This is a genomic window from Microvirga zambiensis WSM3693, assembly GCF_016735695.1.
Taxonomy (GTDB): Bacteria; Pseudomonadota; Alphaproteobacteria; order Rhizobiales; family Beijerinckiaceae; genus Microvirga; species Microvirga zambiensis.
Genome location: NZ_JAERQD010000047.1, coordinates 23,425 through 44,628 on the forward strand (window position 1 = coordinate 23,425; position 21,204 = coordinate 44,628).

Below are 21,204 nucleotides of genomic sequence, written 5' to 3' on the forward strand. Positions count from 1 at the left end.
TTTCGGCTTCAGAATACCGAGCGGCGCAGCGATTTGTAATCCTTGTGCAGAACCGGCCCGGTCGTCTCGCGCTCCAGGAGCGTCAGGGGCAGGCGGATGTTCCAATCCTCGGATTTCATCTCGCCCCGGATGAGCTTCAGGAGCACATCGGCCCCGACCCGCCCGAGTTCATGCAGGGGCTGGCGAAACGTCGTGAGTGTCGGCTCGGAATAATCCGAAAACTCGACCCCGTCGAAGCCGATCACCGACACGTCCTGCGGCACGCGGATGCGCTCGGCCCGCACGCGTTTGATGAAGCCGATCGCGCTCTCGTCACAGGCGGCGAAGATGCCGGTCGGACGGTCCTCCATCCGCACAAAGGCTTCGGCGGCGGCAACGCCGGTCGAGAAGACGAAAGGCCCTTCCCAGCGCACGAAATCGTTCCGGCTGAGGCCGATGGCCGCAATCCCCTCCTTGAAGCCGCCGAACCGCTCGCTCTCGATGATCGAGCTCAGCGTGCCCGAGATATAGCCGAACCTGCGGTGGCCGAGGGCGGCGAGATATTCCACGGCCCTGCGGGTGGCCTCCCGGTCCTGGACGACCACATTCGGGATGGCCGGGTCCTGAATGGCGGCGCACATGCCGACGATCGGGAGGCCTGATTCGCGCATGCTGCGGGCGCCGTGCTCGGGGATGTAGCCGGTCAGCAGGAGAACGCCGTCCACCTGCCGGGACAGGACGAGGTCGACGTAGCGGGCCTCGCGCTCGCGCCGGTTGTCGAGATTGCCGATGATGATGCCGTATCCCGACTTCGTCAGCTCGTCGTCGACGCCGCGGAGGATCTCGGCAAAGACCGGGTTCGTCAGCCTCGGCGCCACCACCAGCACATTCATGGTGCGGCGGGTGCGCAGCTTCTGCGCCGTGCTGTTGGGAGTGTAGCCGCTGCGGCGCACAGCCTCCATCACGGCATCGTGCGTTTTTTTCCGAACCTTGTCGGGATCCGAGAGGACACGGCTGACAGTTGCCGTGGATACGCCTGCAAGTCGTGCAACGTCGGCAATGCGTATGTCCTTGACCGCCCTCCAGCTATTCCGACTCATGCAGGTTACCCCTAGGACCTCGGCAAGATACGTTACCCTCTTTCAGGGGGCGACAACTTACCTCAACTTCCTTCTTGACTAATCTAAAAAGCACATACAACCTATAACTCAAGATGTAATCGATTACAAAAATCGATAAAGCGCTTCTGGGAGGAAGCTATGAGCATGAAAACACGCGTTTCCGCGTATACTCTTTCTGTTGCCCTCGTCTGCAGCACCGGAGCCTTTGCGCAACAAAAGGCCGAGGTTCTCCATTGGTGGACCTCCGCCGGCGAATCGGCCTCGGTGAAGGTCTTCGCCGACCAGTTCACCAAGGCCGGCGGCACCTGGGTCGACAACGCCATCGCGGGCGGCGTCAATGCGCGCACCGCCGGCATCAACCGGATGGTGGGCGGCAATCCCCCGACCATGATGCAGTTCAACACCGGCAAGCAGTTCGACGAGCTGGTCAGCAACGATCTGGTGCGCGACGTCGACGCCCAGGCAAAAGCCGGCAAGTGGCGCGAGATCATGCCCAAGCCGATCGTCGAGGCTGCCGTCCGCAACGGCAAGTTCTATGCGGTTCCCGTCAATATCCACGGCCAGAACTGGATGTTCTACAACACGAAGATCTTTGCCGATGCAGGTCTTCAGCCTCCGAAGACTTTTCCTGAGCTGATCGAGACCGGAGAAAAGCTCAAGGCCAAGGGCGTGATCCCGATCGCACTTGGCGGACAGCCGACCTGGGAGCACAACCTGTTCCGCGCCGTGCTCGTCGGCAATGGCGGCGCCGAGATGTTCCGTCAGTTCTACGGCGTCCGTAAGCCGGACGTGCTGAAGGATCCGAAGTTCAGGCAGACCGTCGAGCTCTTCGGCAAGATGCGCGGCCTCGTCGATCCGGCGAGCCCCGGCCGCAACTGGAACGACGCGACGGCGCTCGTGATCACCAACAAGGCGGCGATGCACTTCAACGGCGACTGGGCCAAGGGCGAGTTCACCGCGGCCGGCCAGACGCCAGGCAAGGAATACGGCTGCACCCTTGTGGGCGACACCCCCAAGGAAGTGATCGGCGGCGACGTCTTCGTCTTCCCGGCGACCAAGGACAAGGCGGCGCTCGAGACCCAGGACAAGCTGATCCAGGTTCTTCTCGACCCGGCCACCCAGCTTGCCTTCAACATCAAGAAGGGCTCGATCCCGGTCCGACTGGATGTGGACGTGTCCTCGATGGACGTTTGCGCCCAGAGGTCGAGCGCGGTGCTGAAGGATCCGGCCAACCAGGTCGAGGCTATGGAGCTGCTGAGCCCGCCGAACTACTCGGGCGCCATCCAGGATGCCGTCACGCAGTACTGGAACACCCCGAGCATGACGGTCGATACCTTCATCGAGAAGGTGAGCAACGCCATGCGGGACGCGACCTGAGGACTGCCTGCCTCGCCCCGTATCATACCGGGGCGAGGCACCCCATCGCTGGATCTTAATGCACTCTCAACGGAGCCTGTCCGGTGGATACCATCTCGATTCGCGCTCCAAGCGTCAGCCCGAGTGGCACGAAGATCCGGCGCAGCCTGCGAACCCGCCTGCCCGCGGCCATTGCCCTTCTCCCGACCGCGCTCATCGTTCTCGTTGTCTATATCGGCTGCATGCTCTGGACCGTGCGGCTTTCGTTCACGAGCTCGACCCTTCTGCCCAAGCTCGACTGGTTCGGCGTGACGCAATACACCCGGCTCTTCGCCAATGACCGTTTCGTCACATCGGCCGAGAACATTTTCATTTTCGGGGCCTTGTTCATCTCGGGCTGCCTCATCATCGGCTTCCTGCTCGCGGTCTTCATCGACCAGAACGTGCGCGGCGAAGGCCTTTTCCGCACGATCTTTCTCTATCCTTTCTCCATGTCCTTCGTCGTCACCGGCGTTGCGTGGCAATGGTTCCTGAATCCCGCCCTGGGCCTGCAAAAACTCGTCCGCGACATGGGATTCGAGACCTTCACCTTCGACTGGATCGTGAACCAGAGAATGGCGATCTACACCATCGTCATCGCCGGCCTCTGGCACGGCTCCGGCCTCACCATGGCCATCATGCTCGCTGGCCTGCGCGGCGTGGACAAGGATCTCTGGAAGGCCGCCAAGATCGACGGCATCCCGACCTGGCGCGTCTATACATCCGTCGTTCTGCCGCTGCTCCGGCCGATGGTCGTCACCGCAGTGGTGCTGCTCGCGACCGGTGTCGTGAAGCTCTACGACCTCGTGGTCGCCATGACCCTCGGCGGCCCCGGCATCGCCACCGAAGTGCCGGCGAAATTCGTCATGGACCACCTGTTCGAGCGCAACAACATCGGACTGGGAACCGCCGCCGCGACGATGATGCTGATCACGGTCGTGATCGTGCTCGCCCCCTGGGTCTATGTCCGCTACGTCCGTCCGCAAGGGAGCCACGCATGAACGCCGCAGAGCCGCAGGGCCGCCGCCCTCACCGTCTCACCGTCGGGCGCATCGGCGTCTATGCTTTCCTGGCGACGTCGGCCCTGTTCTTCCTGCTGCCGCTCTGGATCATGGTGATGACGTCGCTCAAGCCCATGGAGGAGATCCGGCTCGGCAACATCCTCGCCCTGCCCGCCGCCATGACCTTCGAAGCCTGGACGAAAGCTTGGTCTTCCGCTTGCACAGGTCTCGAGTGCAACGGCATCAGCGTCGGCTTCTGGAATTCGGTGCGGATCCTGATCCCCTCGGTGATTCTTTCGATCATCGCCGGCGCGGTCAACGGCTACGCCCTGTCGTTCTGGCGCGTGAAGGGCGCCAACGTGATGTTCGGCATCCTGCTGCTCGGCGCCTTTATCCCCTACCAGGTCTTCCTCTATCCCCTGGTGCGCATCTTCTCGCTGACCGGGGTCTACAATTCACTGCTCTGCATCGTGGTCGTGCATGTGATCTTCGGCCTTCCCACCATGACGCTCCTGTTCCGCAATTATTATGCGGGCCTGCCGCTCGAGCTGTTCAAGGCAGCGCGCATCGATGGCGGCGGGTTCTGGTCGATCTTCTTCCGCGTCATCCTGCCCATGTCGACGCCCATCATCGTGGTCGCGGCGATCCTGCAGGTGACCGGCATCTGGAACGACTTCATCTTCGGCCTGACGTTCGCCGGCCGCCAGAACCTACCCATGACCGTGCAGCTGAACAACATCGTCAACTCGACCCAGGGCGAGCGCGCCTACAACGTCGACATGGCCGCCACCATGCTCGCGGCGCTCGTTCCGCTCGTCGTCTATTTCGTCTCCGGCCGCTGGTTCGTCCGCGGCATCGCCGCCGGCGCTGTGAAGGGATAAGGCATGTCGACCGTTTCCGTTCGTGATGTGAGTGTCGCCTTCGAGGCCGTTCAGGTCTTCGATGGTCTCTCTCTCGATATCGACGAAGGAGAGTTCATCGTCCTGCTCGGGCCGTCCGGCTGCGGCAAGTCCACCCTGCTCAATGCCATTGCCGGACTGCTCGACGTGGCCGAGGGGCAGATCTGGATCAACGGAAAGAATGTCACTTGGGATGAGCCCAAGGACCGCGGCATCGCCATGGTGTTTCAGTCCTATGCTTTGTACCCGCGCATGAGTGTGCGCGAGAACATGTCCTTCGGGCTCAAGATGGCGAAGACGCCGAAGCCCGAGATCGAAAAGCGCGTCGCCAAGGCCGCCGAGCTTCTGCAGATCGTACCCCTCCTCGACCGGCGCCCGGATCAACTCTCCGGCGGCCAGCGCCAGCGCGTCGCCATCGGCCGCGCCCTGGTACGCGACGCGGCCGTGTTCCTGTTCGACGAGCCGCTGTCCAACCTCGACGCCAAGCTGAGGAACGAGCTGCGCGTCGAGATCAAGCGGCTGCATGCGAGACTCGGCAAGACCACCATGGTCTATGTTACGCATGACCAGATCGAGGCCATGACGCTCGCCGATCGCATCGTGGTCATGAAGGAGCAGAAGATCCAGCAGATCGGCACGCCCGACGAGATCTATCACCGCCCCGCCAATCTGTTCGTCGCAGGCTTCGTCGGTTCGCCGCAGATGAACTTCATCAAAGGCAGGATCGAGAATACCGGCGAGGGCCTGAGCTTCCTGGCCGGTGACCGCCGCCTCTCGCTGGCCGAGTACCCCTTCGCCACAGCTCCGGTCCCGGGACAGGAGGTCGTGCTCGGCATTCGTCCTGAACATCTGGAGATCTCCGGCTCCGGCAGCTGGCCGGGCTTCAAAGTCGACATCGTCGAGCCCATGGGCGCCGACACGGTGATTTGGTGCAGCGACGGCGTCGGCTCGGTCCAAGTGCGCACCACGGGCAGCCGCAGGGCGTCCCGCGGCGAGAGCCTGACGCTTCACGTTGCGCCGACCGAAATCTCGCTCTTTGCCGCCGATACCGGCGATCGCCTTTGACATCACCGACATCGCGACCGGACCGTTGAGACCGCCCGTCGCGCCTGCCTTCACGAACCCTGAGGATTCCATGAGCGTCACCGATATTCTTTCCATCCAGCTTTATACCTTGCGATCCATGGAGGATCTCGATCTCATCCTCGACACGGTCGCTGATGCCGGCTACCGCAACGTGGAAACGGTCGGCTCGCATCTCGACAAGGCGGCGGAGGTTCGCTCCAAGCTCGATGCGCGCGGCCTCAAGGCGTCTTCCAGCCATGTCAGCATGGCCGCCTTGCGCGAGAAGCCCGATGCCGTCGTCGATGCCTGCCGCACGCTCGGGCTCACGCATCTCTACATGCCGGCCGTTCCGCCGGAAGAGCGCGACATGGCGGCGGACGGCTGGCGTTCGCTCGGCCGCGAGCTGGGCCAGATTGCCGAGCGCTTTCAGTCGAAAGGAATCCGCCTTGGCTATCACAACCACCATTGGGAGCTGAAGCCGAAGGATGGCGCGAAGACCGCGCTCGAACTGATCTTCGAGGCTGCCGGATCGAGCCCGCTCACCTGGCAGGTCGACGTCGCCTGGCTCGTGCGCGGCAATGCCGATCCCAAGGAGTGGATCGACCGCTATCGCAGCAGGGTGACTGCCGCGCACGTCAAGGACATTGCGCCCGCAGGTCAGAACGAAGACCAGGACGGCTGGGCCGATGTCGGCTCCGGCACCCTCAACTGGCGCGATCTCTGGCGCGTGTGCCGCGACGCAGGCGCCGAATGGATGGTGGTCGAGCACGACAAGCCGGTGAACCCGGCACAGACGGCCCGCAACAGCTTTGCGTTCCTGCGCAACATCGAGGATTGACGATCATGAATTCCCTCAACGTCGGCATCATCGGATGCGGCAACATCTCGGGCATCTATCTCAAGAACATTCCCGCCTATAACGGCCTGACCCTTCGCGCCTGCGCCGACATGCGGCCGGAAGTGGCGCAGGCCCAGGCCAGCAAACACGGCGTCGAAGCGCTCTCGGTCGATCAGCTTCTGGCGCGTAACGACATCGACCTCGTGGTCAACCTCACCGTGCCGGCCGCCCATTTCGGCGTCTCGCTCGCGGCGCTCAGTGCCGGCAAGCACGTGTTCTCGGAGAAGCCGCTCGCGGTCGATTTCGAGCAGGGCCGCAAGCTCGTCGACGAGGCGGAGGCCCGCGGCCTTCATCTCGGCTGCGCGCCGGACACCTTCCTCGGCGGCGGCGGGCGCCTCGCCCGCAAGCTCGTGGATGACGGCAAGATCGGGCACATCCTCTCGGGCACGGCCTTCCTGATGTCGCACGGCATGGAGCACTGGCACCCGGATCCGGAATTCTTCTTCAAGCCCGGCGGCGGCCCGATCCTCGACATGGCGCCCTATTATCTGAGCGCCCTCGTCAACCTGATCGGCCCGGTGAAGCGCGTCTTCGCCATGTCGAGCATCGGTTTCCCGGAGCGCATCGTCACGTCCGAATCGCCGCGCAAGGGCGACCGGATCCCGGTCGAGACCGCCACCCATGTGACGGCCCTGCTGGAATTCACCTCCGGCGCGCAGGTGACCTTCTGCATGAGCTGGGACGTGTGGAAGCACAGCCATCCCGCCATCGAGATCTATGGCTCGGAGGGCTCGCTGCGTGTGCCGGATCCGAACTTCTTCGGCGGGCAGGTGGAAATCACCGAGCGCGGCGGTGACTGGCGCCCGGTCGATTCGAGCGACATGCCGCTCGGCGCGCCGAACTGGCGCTCGCCCAACTGGGCGCCGGAGATGCCGAACAAGGCCAATTACCGCGCCCTCGGCCTCGCCGATCTCGCCAGCGCCGTATTGAACGGCACGCCGCACCGCTCGAGCGGCCGCCTCGGCCTGCACGTTCTTGAGGTCATGCACAGCATCCTCGAGGGCGCGGCGACCGGGCAGCCGCGGGCGATCACCACGAGTCTCGAACGCCCGGCCGTTCTCGACGATGCCGATGCGGCGGCTCTCTGGAAAGGACAACCTCAGACGGCGTCCGCCGCCTGAGGCCCGCTCCACTCATTGCGACAGAAAGAAAGAAAAATGCGGGAAGCACTCATCGTGTGGGGCGGCTGGCACGGCCATGAGCCGGAGCAATGCGCGGGCATCGTTGCCGAGATGCTGCGGGACGAGGGTTTTCAGGTGCACCTGGAAACCTCCACCCGGGCTTTCGTCAGTCCCACGCTCTCCACGATGAGCCTCGTCGTGCCGATCTATACGATGTCGAAGATCGAAAAGGACGAGGTTGCCGGCCTGTCGAAGGCCGTGCGCGAAGGCACTGGCCTTGCCGGCTTCCACGGCGGCATGGGCGACGCCTTCCGCGAGGCAGTCGAGTACCAGTTCATGTGCGGTGGCCAGTGGGTGGCTCACCCCGGCAACATCATCGACTACCGCGTGAACATCACGCGCCCCGACGACCCGGTCATGCAGGGCATCCAGGATTTCGACTATCATTCCGAGCAGTACTACATGCATGTGGACCCCTCGAACGAGGTCCTGGCGACGACCACCTTCTCCGGCGAGCATGCCCCCTGGATCGAAGGCGTCGTCATGCCGGTGGTCTGGAAGCGCAGTCACGGCCAGGGCCGCGTGTTCTACAGCTCGCTCGGACACGTGGCGAAGGAATTCGACGTGCCCGAAATGCGCACCATCCTCCGCCGCGGCATGGTCTGGGCCGCGCGGGAATGAGCAGGAGCTACTGCGCAGGCGGTGCGGCAGCTCCGGAGGGCGGAGCCGACGCCGGCTCCGGCGCAGGTGCGGCTGCAGCCGAGCCACCACGGACATAGCGCTGGATGACGGCCGCCGTGCGCTGGCCATCGGCGGCGAGATTCGTATCTGCCGCATAGGGTGGCCAGGGATCGGCGGTATGAATGACCTTGTTCCAGGCAATGGCATCGCCTGCTTCCATGGTCACGGAATCGCGATGCTTCGTATAGTCGATGCAGCCGCCGACGCAGAGCGCCGGCATCACATACAGAAGCGTTCTGAACCGGCTATTATTTCTTGACGATCTTCTTGCCGACATTGCGCTTTTCCGACTGCAGTTCGACGATATGCCCATAGGGACCGATCACGCCCTCGCCGTCTGCGAAGCGCTTCTGCATGTTGCTGTCCACTTCGAGCGATCCCATCAGGAAGAATTCCAGATCATTGCTGGGCTTGGATCCATCGAGAGGAGTGCGCAGCGGCTGTCCGGGTTTGGCCGGTCGCACCAATCGCGGCGTTACGATGATGACCAGATCCGTTTCCTGCTCCTGGAATCCCGAGGAGCGGAAGAGCGCGCCGATAACGGGCAGCTGGCCGATCCAGGGAAGCTGCTCCTGGTTCTTGGAATGCATAGACTGAAGAAGGCCTGCCATCGCGAAGCTCTGGCCGTCTCGGACCTCGATGGAGGTGCTTGCCCGCCGCGTGATGAAGGCCGGCACCGAAACCAGACCGGCATTCACCCGCACGGAATTGTCGACCTGGCTAACCTCCGGTTCGAGCTTCAGGTTGATGAGACCGTTCTCCAGCACCACCGGCGTGAAGCTGAGGCGGACGCCGTATTCCTTGTAGTCGACGCTGACGCTGTCATTGGACGCAACCGGAATCGGCACTTCGCCGCCTGCGAGGAAGCTGGCCTTCTCCCCGGAAAGGGCAATGAGATTGGGCTCGGCCAGGCGGCGCGCCAGTCCCTTCTCCTCGAGCGCCTGCACCAGGATGTCGGCGCTGATGCCCCTGCCGAGAAAATTCGCAATCAGCGTGCCGAATGGGGAGGCTCCGCTCGGCAGCAGTGGATTGAAGCGAACGACGCCGTCCTCTATTTCCTCTTCGCCCCGAGGCAGGTAGCCCCCAGTTCTGACATCCCTTCTGTTGCCCAGTCCACGCCAGCTGATGCCGAGCTCGCGCCCTGCGCTGCGGTTGGCTTCGATGAAACGCACCTCCAGCATGACCTGCTGTCCGCCGGTCACGCGAAGCGCATTGATGACTCCGTCCGAGCCGTACTGCTCCGCAATTTCGAGCGCCTTGCGCAAGGCAATCCCATCGGGAACCGTACCGCTCAAGCGCAGCCTTCCATTGATGGTTTCGACCCTGATATTGGCCTGAGGGATCACCTCCCGGATCGAATCGGCGAGATCGGGCGTGTCCGCACCAACCTCGACGTTGACCGTTCCCATCAGCTCGTCGGCCGTGTCGTAAACGGCAACATTGGTCCGGCCTTCCGCCCTGCCCAGAACGTAAAAGGATTGGCTCGTGAGAGGAACCGCCGTCGCCACGTCGGGATTGCCGACCACGACGCGACCGACATTCGCTAACGTCCTCGCGGTCAGGAATTGCCCGCGGGCGACATCGATCTCACCGATCGCCCGCCCCTTGCTGAAGCGGAGCAGACGTTCCTGCGCTTGGGAGGGCGACGCGCTCAGGAACATTCCGGAGGCAATGAGAAGGATCAAAGCGAGCACGCCGAAGAGCGCCTTCCACATGACCCGCCCCTGTGCCTCACAAACCCCTGCCCACATGTCGAGAACCCGCCTTTTCTTAGGCTTTTTCTAGGTTGCCGCCAGAGACTGAGTCCATTCGGCCTAACGGCCTAGACTTGCCCGACGGCCTGAAACTCAGACGGTATGGTCGAGGCCAGCCCATGTCGCCTCGGCCATATGGCCTAGACTGCTCGCCCTGCGTTTACCCTTTGAATCGGAAGGTGAGACATTTGACAGCACCTCGGCCCGGAAGCACTTGCGGCTAAAGATGATACATTGCTACATCAATGATCCTTCCGCATGAATTGCCCTTAGGGAACGACAGCGGATCCATTTGACTTGAGCAGTCCCGGAGAGAACCGGGCAGGAAGTGCATGGGGTTATGCTGATGTGGCCATCCACACGCAGTTTGGCAGTCGGGCTGGTGATGTGTATCGCCCTTCCCCTGTCAGCCTGCAACAGCGCCGGGGCGCTCTCAAGCTTTAGTGACGGGCCCGCCGCACTCGAACTGCCCGCCACCGTCGATGCCTATCCGGATGGAGAGGTGCTCCACGTAGCGAAGACGCAATTTGCAGAAGGGAATTTCGGTCACGCGGCCCGTTACTACGAGCGGGCGGTCGAGATCATGCCGAAAAACCCTGAGGCATGGCTCGGCCTGGCTGCCTCCTACGATCGGGTGCGCCGCTTCGACCTCGCCGACCGGGCCTACCGGGAAGCGGGTCTTCTGATCGGCGATCGCGCCGAATATTACAATAACATCGGCTATTCCTATCTGCTGCGCGGCGACGTCGCCAAAGCGCGCACCAACTTTCTCAGAGCCTATGAGCTCGACCCGGCGAGCATCACGGTCAACAACAACCTGGACCTTCTGCGGGATGGCATATCCCGCTCCAGGAAGACCTGAACCGGCCGCTTTCATGCAGCCCCACCTGACCGATATCAAGACTGCGGAGAGCTGCGACGCAAGCATGAGTGGGAACGACCCAATTGAACCCGTTCAAACAAGATCAGGCCGTGCTTCATCAAGCCCGCCTTCATGGTTTTGCACGGCCGTCGTCGCCTTCGCGACCCTCAACGTTGTCTTTCTGACCCTAGCCGCCTTGGGCGGCAGCTGGATATTCGATCGCCACCAGCGCATCGTCCCTGTGGATTTCGTCAGCTTCTGGACGACCGGCCGGATGCTGCAGACAGGCCCGGCGGCCGAAATCTACGATTGGGCGCGGCATCGGGTGGCAGAGATCGAGCTGATGGGCGAGAGAGATACCAGGCGTTATCTGTGGCACAATCCGCCGGTTTTCCTCCTTGCGGTCGCTCCACTGGCGTTCCTACCCTATGCCACAGCCTATGTGGCATGGCTGGGCGCTACCTTTGCGGCCTATGCCGCAACCATTCGTCTCATCCTTCCCCACATCCGTCTGCCCCGGATCGTTATGGGAGCCGTGGGGTTCCCTGGAAGCCTCTGGACGGCCGTTACCGGTCAGAACGGCTTTCTCACCGCCGCCCTGGTCGGCGGCACTCTCCTGCTGATCGACAAGCGTCCGATTGCGGCCGGGATTCTGCTCGGCCTTCTCACCTATAAGCCGCAATTCGGCATCCTCTTCCCCCTTGTCCTGGTGGCAACAGGCCGGTGGATGGTTTTCGGAGCGGCTGCCTTAACGACACTTGCCCTCTTTATCGTAACGGCATCTGCTTTCGGCTTCGATACATGGGTTGCCTTCTGGCGTTCCATCGCTGTCACCCAGAAGGCCATTCTTGCCGACGGGATCATGGGAACCAACAAACTGCAATCGTTTTACGGGATAGCGCTCTGGTCGACCGGGAGCACGACGGTCGCCTGGACGATACAGGCTCTTGTGACGACGGCGAGCGCTGCCGGTGCCCTATGGGCTTGGCGCAGCGAGATCTCGCCCGACCTCAAGGCGGCGACCATGGGAATTGCTGTCCTGCTCGCAACTCCATACGTCCTGATCTACGATCTGCCCGTGCTTTCCATCCCGATGGCGTTCCTGATCCGCTTTGCAGGGTATCGCGGCGTCTGTGCATCCGATGCAGCTGTCCTGGTGACTGCCTGCGTTCTGGTCTTCATTTTCCCTATGGTCATGATCGCCACGGGACTCCTCGCGCAGATCATGATCGCAGGGCTCATCATCCGTCATATCCTCGACGAGCACGCATGCCGATCGGTGCCGGCAGCCGTCCGGCTTGCCAGATAGATGCTTTCGAGATCGGAGTTATGCGAGCCGACTTGCTGTTAGGCCGTTCGGTCGAGGCTCTGGCGCGGTGCAAGCCTAAGCCATCAGGCTGAATGGACCCACACACAAAAAGCGCCTCTGAATAGTGTCGCACAGGCTTAGGGTCTGTGGGGGTGTTGCAGAAAAATGCAACGGACCAGTACTAAGTCGGGGAGTTAAACCATGAAATCTCTCGCTACACGCTTCATCAAAGACGAATCCGGCGCGACCGCCATCGAGTACGCTCTCATCGCCTGCGGCCTCGCAGTGGTGATTGTCGCCATCTTCGCGAGCGGCGGCCCAGTCGACGATATGCTCACAGGGCTGTTCGAACGGGTCGGCTCCATCGTCGATAATGCTCCGAGCACTTAGCACTCGGTAAAAACAATCCCTGGCGACGGAGGAGAGACGAGCTCCTCCGTCGCCGGCGTCACTTTTCCAAGCATCTGTCTGCACACATCGAGAAGCCGACGTGACCATTTCTGCTACCGCAGCCTTCTCCGCGAGCCTTTGCTTCGCAATCGCAACGCTATGGGCGGCTTTCATGGATCTGACGACCATGAAGATCCGCAATGAGATCGTTCTTTTCCTTTTGGCCGTTTATGCAGCGCTGGCGCCTTTGGCGGGTTTCAACATCGCTGAAATCGGGTTTAGCGCCTTGATCGCATTCGGTGTTCTTGTCTGCATGTTCGTTTTCTTCGCTTTCGGTTGGATTGGCGGAGGCGACGCCAAGCTGGTCGCCGTCGTGTCATTGTGGCTCGGCGCCGATCATGCACCCGCCTTTGTGCTTTACACCGCCCTCTTCGGCGGACTCGTCACATTGGTGCTCATTCAGTTCAGGATGCGTCCGCTCCCTCTTGCTCTTTATCGCATGGACTGGATCGTCAAGCTGCATAAGGCCGAAGTCGGCGTTCCCTATGGCGTCGCCATTGCAATAGCGGCTCTGCTCACCTTCGCAAAAACCCCTTGGATGACGATCCTTTCATAATCGTGGCCATGACCTGAACTCGCGCTGGGGGATTCTGACATGATGCGATTCATAATCCTCACAATCGCACTCGGTGCTGGAGTTCTTGCCGGCTGGCTGGCGCTCTCGTTCAGGTCGAACAACGCTGTCGCAAAGGTAGAGTCTCCGGCGCCGCAGGTACGCATGGCGGAAGTCCTCGTCGCCGCAAGCGAGCTCGCTCTGGGCCAGACATTGAACGACAAGGCACTCCGCTGGCAATCCTGGCCGGCGGATGCGGTCGGACCGAGCTTCATCACCCGGACGGCCCAGCCGAACGCGCTGCAATCCTTGAACGGCTTGATGGTGCGAAGCCCCTTCATTCCCGGGGAGCCGATCCGGGACGAAAAGCTGTCGCGCAATTCCAGTCTCCTGGCCTCGCTGCTGACAGCGGGCAAGCGTGCCGTTGCCATCCGGATTTCAGCCGAAAGCACCGCCGGTGGCTTCATTCTTCCCAACGACCGGGTGGACGTCATCCATACCGGGACCCAGGTGGGCGAGGGACAGAAGCAGACGACAAGCAGCACCCTCTTGAGCAATATCCGCATGTTGGCCGTCGATCAGACGATCACCGAGGCTAAGGGCAAGGGCACTGCGATCGGCAAGACGGCGACCCTCGAACTCAGCCCGGCGCAGGTTGAAATTATCGCTGCGGCCCAGGCGTCGGGGACGCTCTCCCTCTCGCTCCGCCCCCTGGCCGAGAGCGAGGAGGTTCCGACCAAGTCTCCGGAAAGTTCGTCAGTCCGCGTCCTGCGTGCCGGTCAAAGTGAAATCTTGAAATTCTAACGCCAAGGATTTTGCGCGTGCCGCTCTCACGACCTGAAGCAGAGGATTACCGGGCATGACGGATCGGAACTCCGCACAGGCAAACGATCTCCCTCGGGCATGGTCGGCCAATGCAGCCGAGGCCCGACTGAGTCATCAGGTTCCGGTAATCGAGCCATCGGTGCGCCCGAGAGAAGGCATCAGGATCCCAAAGATCGCAATCGACGTGTTTTGGGACAGTCCGCAGGTCGCCGCCTCTCTCGACAGGATGGCGGTGGATCGGGTGATGTCCGGGGCTCGTGTCAATCTTCGACAGGGTGGCATCGCGGCAGCGATAGACCACTATGAACAGGCACCGACTCCCAACCTCGTCGTCGTTGAAAGCCGCTCGTCCGCCAGCGCATTCCTCGTTGAACTCGATCGGCTGGCCGAAGTCTGCGACGCCGGCACGAAGGTTCTTGCCATCGGCCATATCAACGACATCGTCTTCTATCGCGGGCTCCTTGAGCGAGGTGTCAGCGACTACATGTTGGCTCCCGTCGATCCTGTCGCCGTCATCGAGGGAATCTCGCGCATCTATGGCGACGGCAATGCCGAGAAGCTTGGGCAGGTTTACGCCTTTATCGGCGCGAAGGGCGGTTCCGGCTCGTCCACGATTGCCCACAACGTTGCCTGGACGATTGCCCGCCGCTTCAGCTCGGGTGTCGTGCTGGCCGACATGGATCTGCCTTTCGGTACGGCAAGCCTCGACTTCAACGTCGATCAAGGCCAAGGTGTCGCGGAAGCGATCAAGGACATCGGGCGGCTCGATTCAGTGCTGTTCGACCGTCTCCTGATGAAATGCCGCGACAATCTGAGTCTGCTCTCAGCCCCCGCGGAGCTGAATTCCCACTACGATCTCGAAGAGCGCACGGTCGAGAGACTCCTTGAAGTCGCTCAGTCGAGCGTCCCCTTCGTCATTCTCGACATGCCGCATCTCTGGACGAAATGGTCCAGGAATACGCTGGTTTCCGCGGATGAAATCGTGATCACGGCGACGCCCGACCTTGCCAGCCTGCGAAACGCCAGAAACTTGGTCGATATACTCAGGCAAGCCCGTCCGCATGATCCGCCTCCGAAACTGGTCCTGAACCAGGTCGGCGTGCCCAAGCGGCCGGAGATCAAGCCCGACGATTTTGCCAAGGCATTGCAGCTCCAGCCGCTCGCCGTCATTCCATTCGAGGCAAGCCAGTTCGGAACCGCCGCGAACAAGGGACAGATGATCGCGGATGTTTCAACGAAAGGGCAAGCCTCCAAGGCGATTGGCCTCATCGCGGAAGCCCTGACGGGCCGGCAGGAGCAGAAGAGCAGTCCGAGGAAGCTGTTCGGCCTCGGGTCGTTGCTTACCGGCCTGAGGCGTAAGTCGGGCGGAGGGTCTGCGAAGAAAGCCACTTAGACGACTGCGCGATCGAGGCTGCTGAATTATGAATCCAGCACATTCCGTACGGGCAGACAATCCCGGAGAACCTATTTGGCAGCGACTGCAGCGACTGGCCGGCACGTCTCCGAGCAGGAGAAAACCTGCTGCTGAATTCCATGATAGACGGTCGTTACCTGATTGCCGTTCGCAAGCACGTTCACGGAGAGATTAGCGATCTCCCGCCCGCCATCTCCGAAAACGATCATGTTGGTCGTACCGATGGCCTTGCCGGTCAGCACGATCGTGTACTCGTCGCTGAACGTCCCATCGACGATGCCGGGATTGCCGATAACGACCGTGCGGGCCGGATGATCGAAAGACAGGATTCTGGCGAAGTCCAGCGTCACTCCGATGGATGTGGACGTCCGTCCGGCCAGGAGGTCCGGGCTTATGGTCGGCGTCGTTCGAACTTTGGCCTCCTCCGCGGCCGACTTACCGGCGAATGATGCCGCACCGATAATAGCCGTCATGGCGGCCAGCGTAAGAGTGCGCTTCAACATAAAGGCGTCCGTTTCAGTATCCTCTCCTTCAGAGCATTCATCCACCGGCGTCGGCAATTAGGCCATTTGGCCGATCCCCAACTCGGAGATCTAGACCGGAAAGCCGAGTGGACCCTCTGTGCCCGGCGACGTTTAATGAGTGCTTGTCAACAAGGCCTGCCGACCCGGCCGCAAAGTCTTGAACCTCATCCAATTTAAGGACATCAGCTTACATGTTCGGCAAGAGAAGTCTGAGCGAAGAACCGGCTAACCGGTCTCCAGCACCTCTTCCGGCCAGTCAGATCGAGCGCCACCGCTCGCCCCCTCCTCCTTCGGCAAGCGAATCCGATCCGAGCCTTCGCTCGGATGTTCCAGCCAGCGAGCCCAAGCCCCGCGCGGAGGAAAGCAAAACTGCAGCCTCCTCGTCCCGCAAGTCGGATAAGTACTACGAGGTCAAGAATCAGGTCTTTGCCGCACTGATCGAAACCATCGACGTGGCGCAGCTGTCCCGGATGGATACGGACCATGCTCGTGATGCCATCGGCGAGATCGTCAACGACATCATCACGGCCAAGAAGATCCTGATGTCCATCTCCGAGCAGAACGAGCTTCTGCAGGACATCTGCAACGACGTTCTCGGCTACGGACCGTTGGAGCCGCTCCTCGCGCGAGACGACATCGCCGACATCATGGTCAATGGAGCCGACACGGTTTACATCGAGGTCGGCGGCAAGGTGCAGAAAACGGACATTCATTTCCGCGACAATTCGCAGCTGCTTCATATCTGTCAGCGGATCGTCAGCCAGGTCGGGCGGCGGGTCGATGAGTCGAGCCCGATATGCGATGCGCGCCTGGCGGATGGGTCGCGCGTCAACGTGATCGCGCCTCCGCTTGCCATCGACGGCCCCAGTCTGACGATACGTAAGTTCAAGAAGGACAAGCTCACTCTCGACCAGCTCGTGAAGTTCGGCTCCATCACTCCGGAAGGCTCCGAGATCCTTCAAATCATCGGGCGCGTCCGCTGCAACGTCCTGATCTCCGGCGGCACCGGATCGGGAAAGACGACCCTCTTGAACTGCCTGACCCGCTATATCGAGCTCGGCGAGCGGGTCGTGACCTGCGAGGACGCCGCCGAGCTGCAGCTGCAGCAGCCTCATGTGGTTCGCCTCGAGACGCGGCCGCCCAATATCGAGGGCGAGGGGCAGGTCACCATGCGCGATCTCGTCAAGAACTGCCTGCGCATGCGCCCGGAGAGGATCATCGTCGGCGAGGTTCGCGGCCCCGAGGCCTTCGACCTCCTGCAGGCGATGAACACGGGCCATGATGGCTCCATGGGAACGCTCCACGCCAATTCGCCCCGTGAAGCCCTGTCCCGTCTCGAATCCATGATCACGATGGGCGGATATACCCTGCCCTCGAAGACGATCCGCGAGATGATCGTCTCGTCGGTCGACGTGATCGTCCAGGCCACGCGCCTGCGAGACGGCTCCCGCCGCATTACGCATATCACCGAGGTGCTTGGCCTCGAAGGCGACGTGGTCACGACGCAGGACCTGCTGGTCTATGAGATGCTGGGCGAAGACGCCAAGGGAAACATCGTCGGCCGGCACCGCACGACAGGGATCGGCCGTCCGCGCTTCTGGGACAGGGCCCGGTATTACGGCGAAGAAAAGCGGCTGGCTGCGGCCTTGGACGCCGCCGAGAAGTCCAATGCCTGACGGTCGGCATCAGGGAGGCTGAGCCACGATGTCCTCCGAGCTTGCTCCCTTCGCCATTGCCCTTCTGGCATTTCTCTGTGCCGGCGGCCTGGTCTTCGCCCTTTTTTCATCCCAACTTGCCAAGCAGTCCGAGAGCTACAAGCGCTTCGCGGCGGTCGCGGCGCACGACACGCTTCTGGATCGGCTGGCAAGCGGTGAGGAGACCAGGCGCAAGAAGGCGATCGAGGTCACCCTCCGGGAGCAGGAAGAGAAGCAGAAGGCCAAGCACGGCTCCAAGCCGACCCTGGCAGGTCGATTGAGACAGGCTGGCCTGGAATGGAGCCGGAACAAGTATTACGTCGCCTGCGCCGCATCTGCCGCTCTGTCATTTCTGATCGCGCTGGGCTTGCTGGGAATCGGGCTGATCCCATCCTTAGGCTTCGGGTTGACCGCGGGCCTCCTACTGCCTCATCTCTATGTCAGCCTGAAGAGAAAGCGGCGTCTGAAGGGCTTCTCGGACGAGTTCCCCAATGCCGTCGACATCATCGTCCGGGGCGTGAAGTCCGGCCTGCCCCTGGTGGATTGCCTGAGGATCATCTCGCTCGAGTCGCAGGAGCCGGTACGGAGCGAATTCAGAGCGATCCTTGAAGATCAGACCATGGGACTGCCGATGGAGCAGGCCGTGCAGCGCCTGCCGGAACGGATACCGCTGTCTGAGGCAAATTTCTTCGCCATCGTCATCGCGATGCAGAGCAGAACGGGCGGCAGCCTATCGGAAGCCCTCGGCAACCTGTCGAAGGTTTTGCGCGAGCGCAAGAAGATGCAGGGCAAGATCAAGGCGGCGAGCTCCGAGGCGAAGTCCTCCGCTGCGATCATCGGCAGCCTTCCCATCCTCGTCATTCTCCTCATCTATCTGACGTCACCCGACTACATTGCCCTGCTGTTCACGACCTCTGCCGGCAATCTCGTTCTCGGCGCCGGAGCCTTCTGGATGCTCATGGGGATCCTCGTGATGCGCAAGATGATCAATTTCGACTTTTGAGGCGCACATGAGTCCCGACACAGTGCTCATGAACGCCGACCTGCTCATAACCCTCTCGGCGGCCGTCTCCACCTTCGCGGCGACCATTCTGGTTTTCTGGCCGTATCTCGACCGCGACCAGCTTCACAAACGCATGGCGCATGTTGCCAGCGAGCGCGAGCGGATCCGAGTTCGGGAGCGTGCCCGGCTCGCGGCTCAAAACAAGCAGGCCTCCTTGAGAGTGGAGCCGAAGAAATTGTTCAAGGAGATCGTCGACCGCTTCCACCTCGCGAGACAGGCGGAAGACGGCGAACTCGTCCAGATGCTCCGCATGGCCGGCTACCGCGGCGCCGGACCGGTCATCACCTATCTTGCGGCCCGGATCATCGCTCCGCTCTGCATGCTTGCCTTCGCTTTCCTTTACGTCTTCGTGATCCTCCAGCTTCAGCATCCGCTCTTCGTGAAGCTCGGCCTCGTCCTCGCGGCAGCCGGGTTCGGAAACTATGCGCCGTTTCTTTTCGTGAAGAACAGGATTACCAAACGGCAGAAGTCTATCCGCCGCTCCTGGCCGGATGCGCTCGACCTGCTGCTGATCTGCGTCGAATGTGGAATGAGCGCCGAAAGCGCCATGCGCAAGGTGGCGGAGGAAATCGGGACGCAATGCCCTGAACTCGCGGAGGAACTCAGCCTGACGACTGCCGAGCTCGCCTATTTGCAGGACCGCCGCAAGGCCTATGAAAATCTCGGCGCACGCACGGGGCTCGACGGCGTCAAGAGCGTGGTCACCAGCCTGATCCAGTCGGAAAAGTACGGCACACCCCTAGGCCAATCCCTCCGCGTTCTCGCTCAGGAAAACCGGGATATGCGCATGAGCGAGGCCGAAAAAAAAGCCGCGGCCCTGCCCCCCAAGCTGACGGTTCCGATGATTCTCTTTTTCCTGCCTGTTCTGTTTGCGGTCATCATCACGCCTGCCGGCATTCGAGTCATAGCGATGCAGTAATCGCCGGAGGAAGACTAGTTTACTAAGCGCAACGTCCCCTAAGGGCAATGTACTGCTCCCCTCTACCCGGCGGTCTAGAGCGTTTAGCTGAATACAGCGGCTTGCGACTCGATAGTATTATGAGTGCAAGTTCGGCATTACGCTTTCTGCTTAGGGCATCTTCGAAATGGGCCTCGGTCCGCTATCCGTCTTGAACTGTCTTCTCCGCGGCGCGAGAGAAGAGCGGGGTGTGTCCGCCGTCGAGTTCGCGCTCATTGCGCCTGCTCTGGTCGCTCTCATGGGTGGAATAGTTGAGGGAAGCCTCCTCTTCTACACCTGGGGCAACATGGAGCATATCGGCCGCCAGGCGGCTCGTAGCGCGGCAATCGGCGAGTTCACAAGGGAAGAAGCAGAAACCTTCATCGTCGCAGGCATGGCGCAATCCGTTGGCGCGCCGAATGTGACGGCAACAGTCACTTTTGCATCCGGATCGACCCCGATCGAGAACGAGGTCATCGTCAATGTCTCGGTCCCGGCAACCGAGCTTTCCAAGTTTCAGCCTTTCGGCCTGTTCCGGCTGATCACTCTTTCAACCAGGGTTACCATGCATCGGGAGGTAAGCTCATGAAGAGCTTCCGCATCTTAGGACGCGCTTTCAGGAGAAATGAGAAGGGCTCGGCTGCCATCGTGGTTGGGCCTGCATTGATCGCGCTCGTAGGGACTGCCGCGGTTTCGGTCGACACGATGCAGGGCTTCACCGCAAAGGAGCACTTGCTGACGACGGCTCAAGCCTCTGCATCTGCGGCTGCGAGCCTCATGCCGGACAAGAACCGCGCGGTCGAAGCGGCCCTCACCTTTGCCGAGACCAACGTCAAGGGAGCGCCTCCCGGCTCGGTGGTGCGATATGAGGACATCCAGTTCGGCTATTGGGACAAGAAGAGCCAGACCTTCACCCCTCGCGCCTATAACGAGACCGCCAACGCCATTCGCGTGACGGCCAGCCGCACGTCCGCCAAAGGCAACGCGGTGCCGACAATCTTCGGCCGCGTGCTGGGAATCGATAAACTTGGCGACCTTTCGGTCACCTCGACGGCGGTGCGCTTCGACGGCCAGCCCTGCATCAACGCCCTTGCGCCCACAGGAGCCGGCCTGACGGTCAGCGCGAAAGCCAAGATCGACATGCCGGATTGCGCAATCCACGTTCAGTCGACATCGGACGACGCCGTCACTACGGAATCGACCTCACATACCAAGGCGGAAGAAGTCTGTCTGAACGGCAAGTACGTCCGAAGGAACAACAGCGAGGTCGAGCCTACTCCGGGCCTCGGCTGCACCTTCGTCACTCCGGATCCATTTGCCCAGTTGCCGCCTCCTCCGACCTCGTCGGACGGTTGCCTCTTCAGAAACAAGCCGCCCATCAACGGCGAGCTGCTGGGACTGATTCAGAATGCCGTCTATTGCGGCGGTCTGCATATCACAGGCAACTCGACCGTCGTGCTGCCTCCCGGCGTCTACACCATGCGCGGCGGCAAGCTCACCGTCGACGCAGGCTCGACCCTCAAAGGTGAAGGCGTGACCATCTATCTGACGGGTAGCGGCACGGTTCTCGACTTCAAGGCGGGTGCCAATATCGAGCTC

Annotated in this window: 22 protein-coding genes; 18 read left to right on the forward strand and 4 right to left on the reverse strand. The window is 61.7% G+C overall.

The features are described from left to right. Window positions 1–8: 8 nt before the first annotated feature. A complete protein-coding gene (locus JKL46_RS25960; RefSeq protein ID WP_201838739.1) occupies window positions 9–1,079 on the reverse strand; it encodes a LacI family DNA-binding transcriptional regulator in 1,071 nt (356 codons plus the stop codon). A gap of 159 nt (window positions 1,080–1,238) precedes the next feature. Between JKL46_RS25960 and JKL46_RS25965 the strand changes: the two genes are divergently transcribed. The 7 genes from JKL46_RS25965 (at window position 1,239) to JKL46_RS25995 (ending at window position 8,160) form a co-directional block, all read left to right on the forward strand. After that, a complete protein-coding gene (locus JKL46_RS25965; RefSeq protein WP_201838741.1) occupies window positions 1,239–2,477 on the forward strand; it encodes an ABC transporter substrate-binding protein in 1,239 nt (412 codons plus the stop codon). 134 nt (window positions 2,478–2,611) lie between these two features. Then, on the forward strand, window positions 2,612–3,496 hold the full coding sequence (locus JKL46_RS25970; protein WP_425493303.1) for a carbohydrate ABC transporter permease: 885 nt from the start codon (window positions 2,612–2,614) through the stop codon (window positions 3,494–3,496). Beyond that, complete coding sequence (locus JKL46_RS25975) at window positions 3,493–4,377, forward strand: carbohydrate ABC transporter permease (RefSeq protein ID WP_201838745.1); 885 nt, start codon at window positions 3,493–3,495, stop codon at window positions 4,375–4,377. The genes JKL46_RS25970 and JKL46_RS25975 overlap by 4 nt, the downstream gene beginning before the upstream one ends. A gap of 3 nt (window positions 4,378–4,380) precedes the next feature. Continuing rightward, on the forward strand, window positions 4,381–5,460 hold the full coding sequence (locus JKL46_RS25980; protein ID WP_201838746.1) for an ABC transporter ATP-binding protein: 1,080 nt from the start codon (window positions 4,381–4,383) through the stop codon (window positions 5,458–5,460). 70 nt (window positions 5,461–5,530) lie between these two features. Continuing rightward, window positions 5,531–6,298, forward strand: a complete 768-nt coding sequence (locus JKL46_RS25985) for a sugar phosphate isomerase/epimerase family protein (protein WP_201838747.1) — start codon at window positions 5,531–5,533, stop codon at window positions 6,296–6,298. A gap of 5 nt (window positions 6,299–6,303) precedes the next feature. Next, window positions 6,304–7,479 (forward strand): Gfo/Idh/MocA family protein, encoded by a 1,176-nt coding sequence (locus JKL46_RS25990; RefSeq protein ID WP_201838748.1) that lies wholly within the window; start codon window positions 6,304–6,306, stop codon window positions 7,477–7,479. A gap of 36 nt (window positions 7,480–7,515) precedes the next feature. Then, entirely contained in the window at window positions 7,516–8,160 is a 645-nt protein-coding gene (locus tag JKL46_RS25995) for a ThuA domain-containing protein (protein ID WP_201838749.1), read from the forward strand. 7 nt (window positions 8,161–8,167) lie between these two features. Here JKL46_RS25995 and JKL46_RS26000 read toward each other — a convergent pair whose 3' ends face one another. Together JKL46_RS26000 and JKL46_RS26005 are read right to left on the reverse strand one after the other, a co-directional pair. Further along, complete coding sequence (locus JKL46_RS26000; protein WP_201838750.1) at window positions 8,168–8,440, reverse strand: hypothetical protein; 273 nt, start codon at window positions 8,438–8,440, stop codon at window positions 8,168–8,170. A 28-nt stretch (window positions 8,441–8,468) separates the two neighbouring features. Continuing rightward, the gene (locus tag JKL46_RS26005) at window positions 8,469–9,935 is read right to left on the reverse strand and encodes a type II and III secretion system protein family protein (protein ID WP_201838751.1); all 1,467 of its coding nucleotides are present in this window, start codon (window positions 9,933–9,935) and stop codon (window positions 8,469–8,471) included. A 385-nt stretch (window positions 9,936–10,320) separates the two neighbouring features. On the opposite strand from JKL46_RS26005, the gene JKL46_RS26010 reads away from it, so the two are divergent. The 6 genes from JKL46_RS26010 (at window position 10,321) to JKL46_RS26035 (ending at window position 15,366) form a co-directional block, all read left to right on the forward strand. Further along, complete coding sequence (locus tag JKL46_RS26010) at window positions 10,321–10,836, forward strand: tetratricopeptide repeat protein (RefSeq protein ID WP_201838753.1); 516 nt, start codon at window positions 10,321–10,323, stop codon at window positions 10,834–10,836. 241 nt (window positions 10,837–11,077) lie between these two features. Beyond that, window positions 11,078–12,145 (forward strand): glycosyltransferase 87 family protein, encoded by a 1,068-nt coding sequence (locus tag JKL46_RS26015; protein ID WP_201838755.1) that lies wholly within the window; start codon window positions 11,078–11,080, stop codon window positions 12,143–12,145. A gap of 201 nt (window positions 12,146–12,346) precedes the next feature. After that, window positions 12,347–12,535 carry a Flp family type IVb pilin gene (locus JKL46_RS26020; protein ID WP_201838757.1) on the forward strand — a complete coding sequence of 63 codons (189 nt, stop codon included), beginning with the start codon at window positions 12,347–12,349 and terminating at the stop codon, window positions 12,533–12,535. A gap of 100 nt (window positions 12,536–12,635) precedes the next feature. After that, window positions 12,636–13,151 carry an A24 family peptidase gene (locus JKL46_RS26025; protein WP_343074125.1) on the forward strand — a complete coding sequence of 172 codons (516 nt, stop codon included), beginning with the start codon at window positions 12,636–12,638 and terminating at the stop codon, window positions 13,149–13,151. Window positions 13,152–13,190: 39 nt separating this feature from the next. Next, window positions 13,191–13,952: a Flp pilus assembly protein CpaB gene (cpaB, locus tag JKL46_RS26030; RefSeq protein ID WP_201838758.1), complete on the forward strand. Its 762-nt coding sequence runs from the start codon at window positions 13,191–13,193 to the stop codon at window positions 13,950–13,952. Window positions 13,953–14,007: 55 nt separating this feature from the next. Beyond that, window positions 14,008–15,366, forward strand: coding sequence for a CpaE/TadZ family protein (locus tag JKL46_RS26035; RefSeq protein ID WP_201838759.1), 1,359 nt, complete (start codon window positions 14,008–14,010; stop codon window positions 15,364–15,366). Between the two features lie 71 nt (window positions 15,367–15,437). On the opposite strand, the gene JKL46_RS26040 is transcribed toward JKL46_RS26035, so the two are convergent. Next, the gene (locus JKL46_RS26040) at window positions 15,438–15,890 is read right to left on the reverse strand and encodes a pilus assembly protein N-terminal domain-containing protein (protein WP_201838760.1); all 453 of its coding nucleotides are present in this window, start codon (window positions 15,888–15,890) and stop codon (window positions 15,438–15,440) included. Between the two features lie 212 nt (window positions 15,891–16,102). Here JKL46_RS26040 and JKL46_RS26045 point away from each other — a divergent pair, with 212 nt between their 5' ends. From JKL46_RS26045 to JKL46_RS26065, 5 genes are all read left to right on the forward strand, one after another. After that, window positions 16,103–17,587, forward strand: a complete 1,485-nt coding sequence (locus JKL46_RS26045; protein ID WP_246529538.1) for a TadA family conjugal transfer-associated ATPase — start codon at window positions 16,103–16,105, stop codon at window positions 17,585–17,587. Between the two features lie 28 nt (window positions 17,588–17,615). Further along, entirely contained in the window at window positions 17,616–18,608 is a 993-nt protein-coding gene (locus JKL46_RS26050) for a type II secretion system F family protein (protein WP_201838761.1), read from the forward strand. 7 nt (window positions 18,609–18,615) lie between these two features. After that, entirely contained in the window at window positions 18,616–19,587 is a 972-nt protein-coding gene (locus tag JKL46_RS26055) for a type II secretion system F family protein (RefSeq protein ID WP_201838762.1), read from the forward strand. A 229-nt stretch (window positions 19,588–19,816) separates the two neighbouring features. Beyond that, complete coding sequence (locus JKL46_RS26060; RefSeq protein ID WP_201838763.1) at window positions 19,817–20,194, forward strand: TadE/TadG family type IV pilus assembly protein; 378 nt, start codon at window positions 19,817–19,819, stop codon at window positions 20,192–20,194. Beyond that, window positions 20,191–21,204: TadG family pilus assembly protein (locus JKL46_RS26065; protein ID WP_201838765.1), on the forward strand; the 1,014-nt coding region annotated here is incomplete at its 3' end. The genes JKL46_RS26060 and JKL46_RS26065, both read left to right, overlap by 4 nt.

What these genes read in the sequence shown, in the direction of transcription:
- JKL46_RS25960 (WP_201838739.1), bottom strand. Translation starts at nt 1,079, where the DNA reads ATGAGTCGGAATAGCTGGAGGGCGGTCAAGGACATACGCATTGCCGAC.
- JKL46_RS25965 (WP_201838741.1), top strand. Translation starts at nt 1,239, where the DNA reads ATGAGCATGAAAACACGCGTTTCCGCGTATACTCTTTCTGTTGCCCTC.
- JKL46_RS25975 (WP_201838745.1), top strand. Translation starts at nt 3,493, where the DNA reads ATGAACGCCGCAGAGCCGCAGGGCCGCCGCCCTCACCGTCTCACCGTC.
- JKL46_RS25980 (WP_201838746.1), top strand. Translation starts at nt 4,381, where the DNA reads ATGTCGACCGTTTCCGTTCGTGATGTGAGTGTCGCCTTCGAGGCCGTT.
- JKL46_RS25985 (WP_201838747.1), top strand. Translation starts at nt 5,531, where the DNA reads ATGAGCGTCACCGATATTCTTTCCATCCAGCTTTATACCTTGCGATCC.
- JKL46_RS25990 (WP_201838748.1), top strand. Translation starts at nt 6,304, where the DNA reads ATGAATTCCCTCAACGTCGGCATCATCGGATGCGGCAACATCTCGGGC.
- JKL46_RS25995 (WP_201838749.1), top strand. Translation starts at nt 7,516, where the DNA reads ATGCGGGAAGCACTCATCGTGTGGGGCGGCTGGCACGGCCATGAGCCG.
- JKL46_RS26000 (WP_201838750.1), bottom strand. Translation starts at nt 8,440, where the DNA reads ATGCCGGCGCTCTGCGTCGGCGGCTGCATCGACTATACGAAGCATCGC.
- JKL46_RS26005 (WP_201838751.1), bottom strand. Translation starts at nt 9,935, where the DNA reads ATGTGGAAGGCGCTCTTCGGCGTGCTCGCTTTGATCCTTCTCATTGCC.
- JKL46_RS26010 (WP_201838753.1), top strand. Translation starts at nt 10,321, where the DNA reads ATGTGGCCATCCACACGCAGTTTGGCAGTCGGGCTGGTGATGTGTATC.
- JKL46_RS26020 (WP_201838757.1), top strand. Translation starts at nt 12,347, where the DNA reads ATGAAATCTCTCGCTACACGCTTCATCAAAGACGAATCCGGCGCGACC.
- cpaB (WP_201838758.1), top strand. Translation starts at nt 13,191, where the DNA reads ATGATGCGATTCATAATCCTCACAATCGCACTCGGTGCTGGAGTTCTT.
- JKL46_RS26035 (WP_201838759.1), top strand. Translation starts at nt 14,008, where the DNA reads ATGACGGATCGGAACTCCGCACAGGCAAACGATCTCCCTCGGGCATGG.
- JKL46_RS26040 (WP_201838760.1), bottom strand. Translation starts at nt 15,890, where the DNA reads ATGTTGAAGCGCACTCTTACGCTGGCCGCCATGACGGCTATTATCGGT.
- JKL46_RS26045 (WP_246529538.1), top strand. Translation starts at nt 16,103, where the DNA reads ATGTTCGGCAAGAGAAGTCTGAGCGAAGAACCGGCTAACCGGTCTCCA.
- JKL46_RS26050 (WP_201838761.1), top strand. Translation starts at nt 17,616, where the DNA reads ATGTCCTCCGAGCTTGCTCCCTTCGCCATTGCCCTTCTGGCATTTCTC.
- JKL46_RS26055 (WP_201838762.1), top strand. Translation starts at nt 18,616, where the DNA reads ATGAGTCCCGACACAGTGCTCATGAACGCCGACCTGCTCATAACCCTC.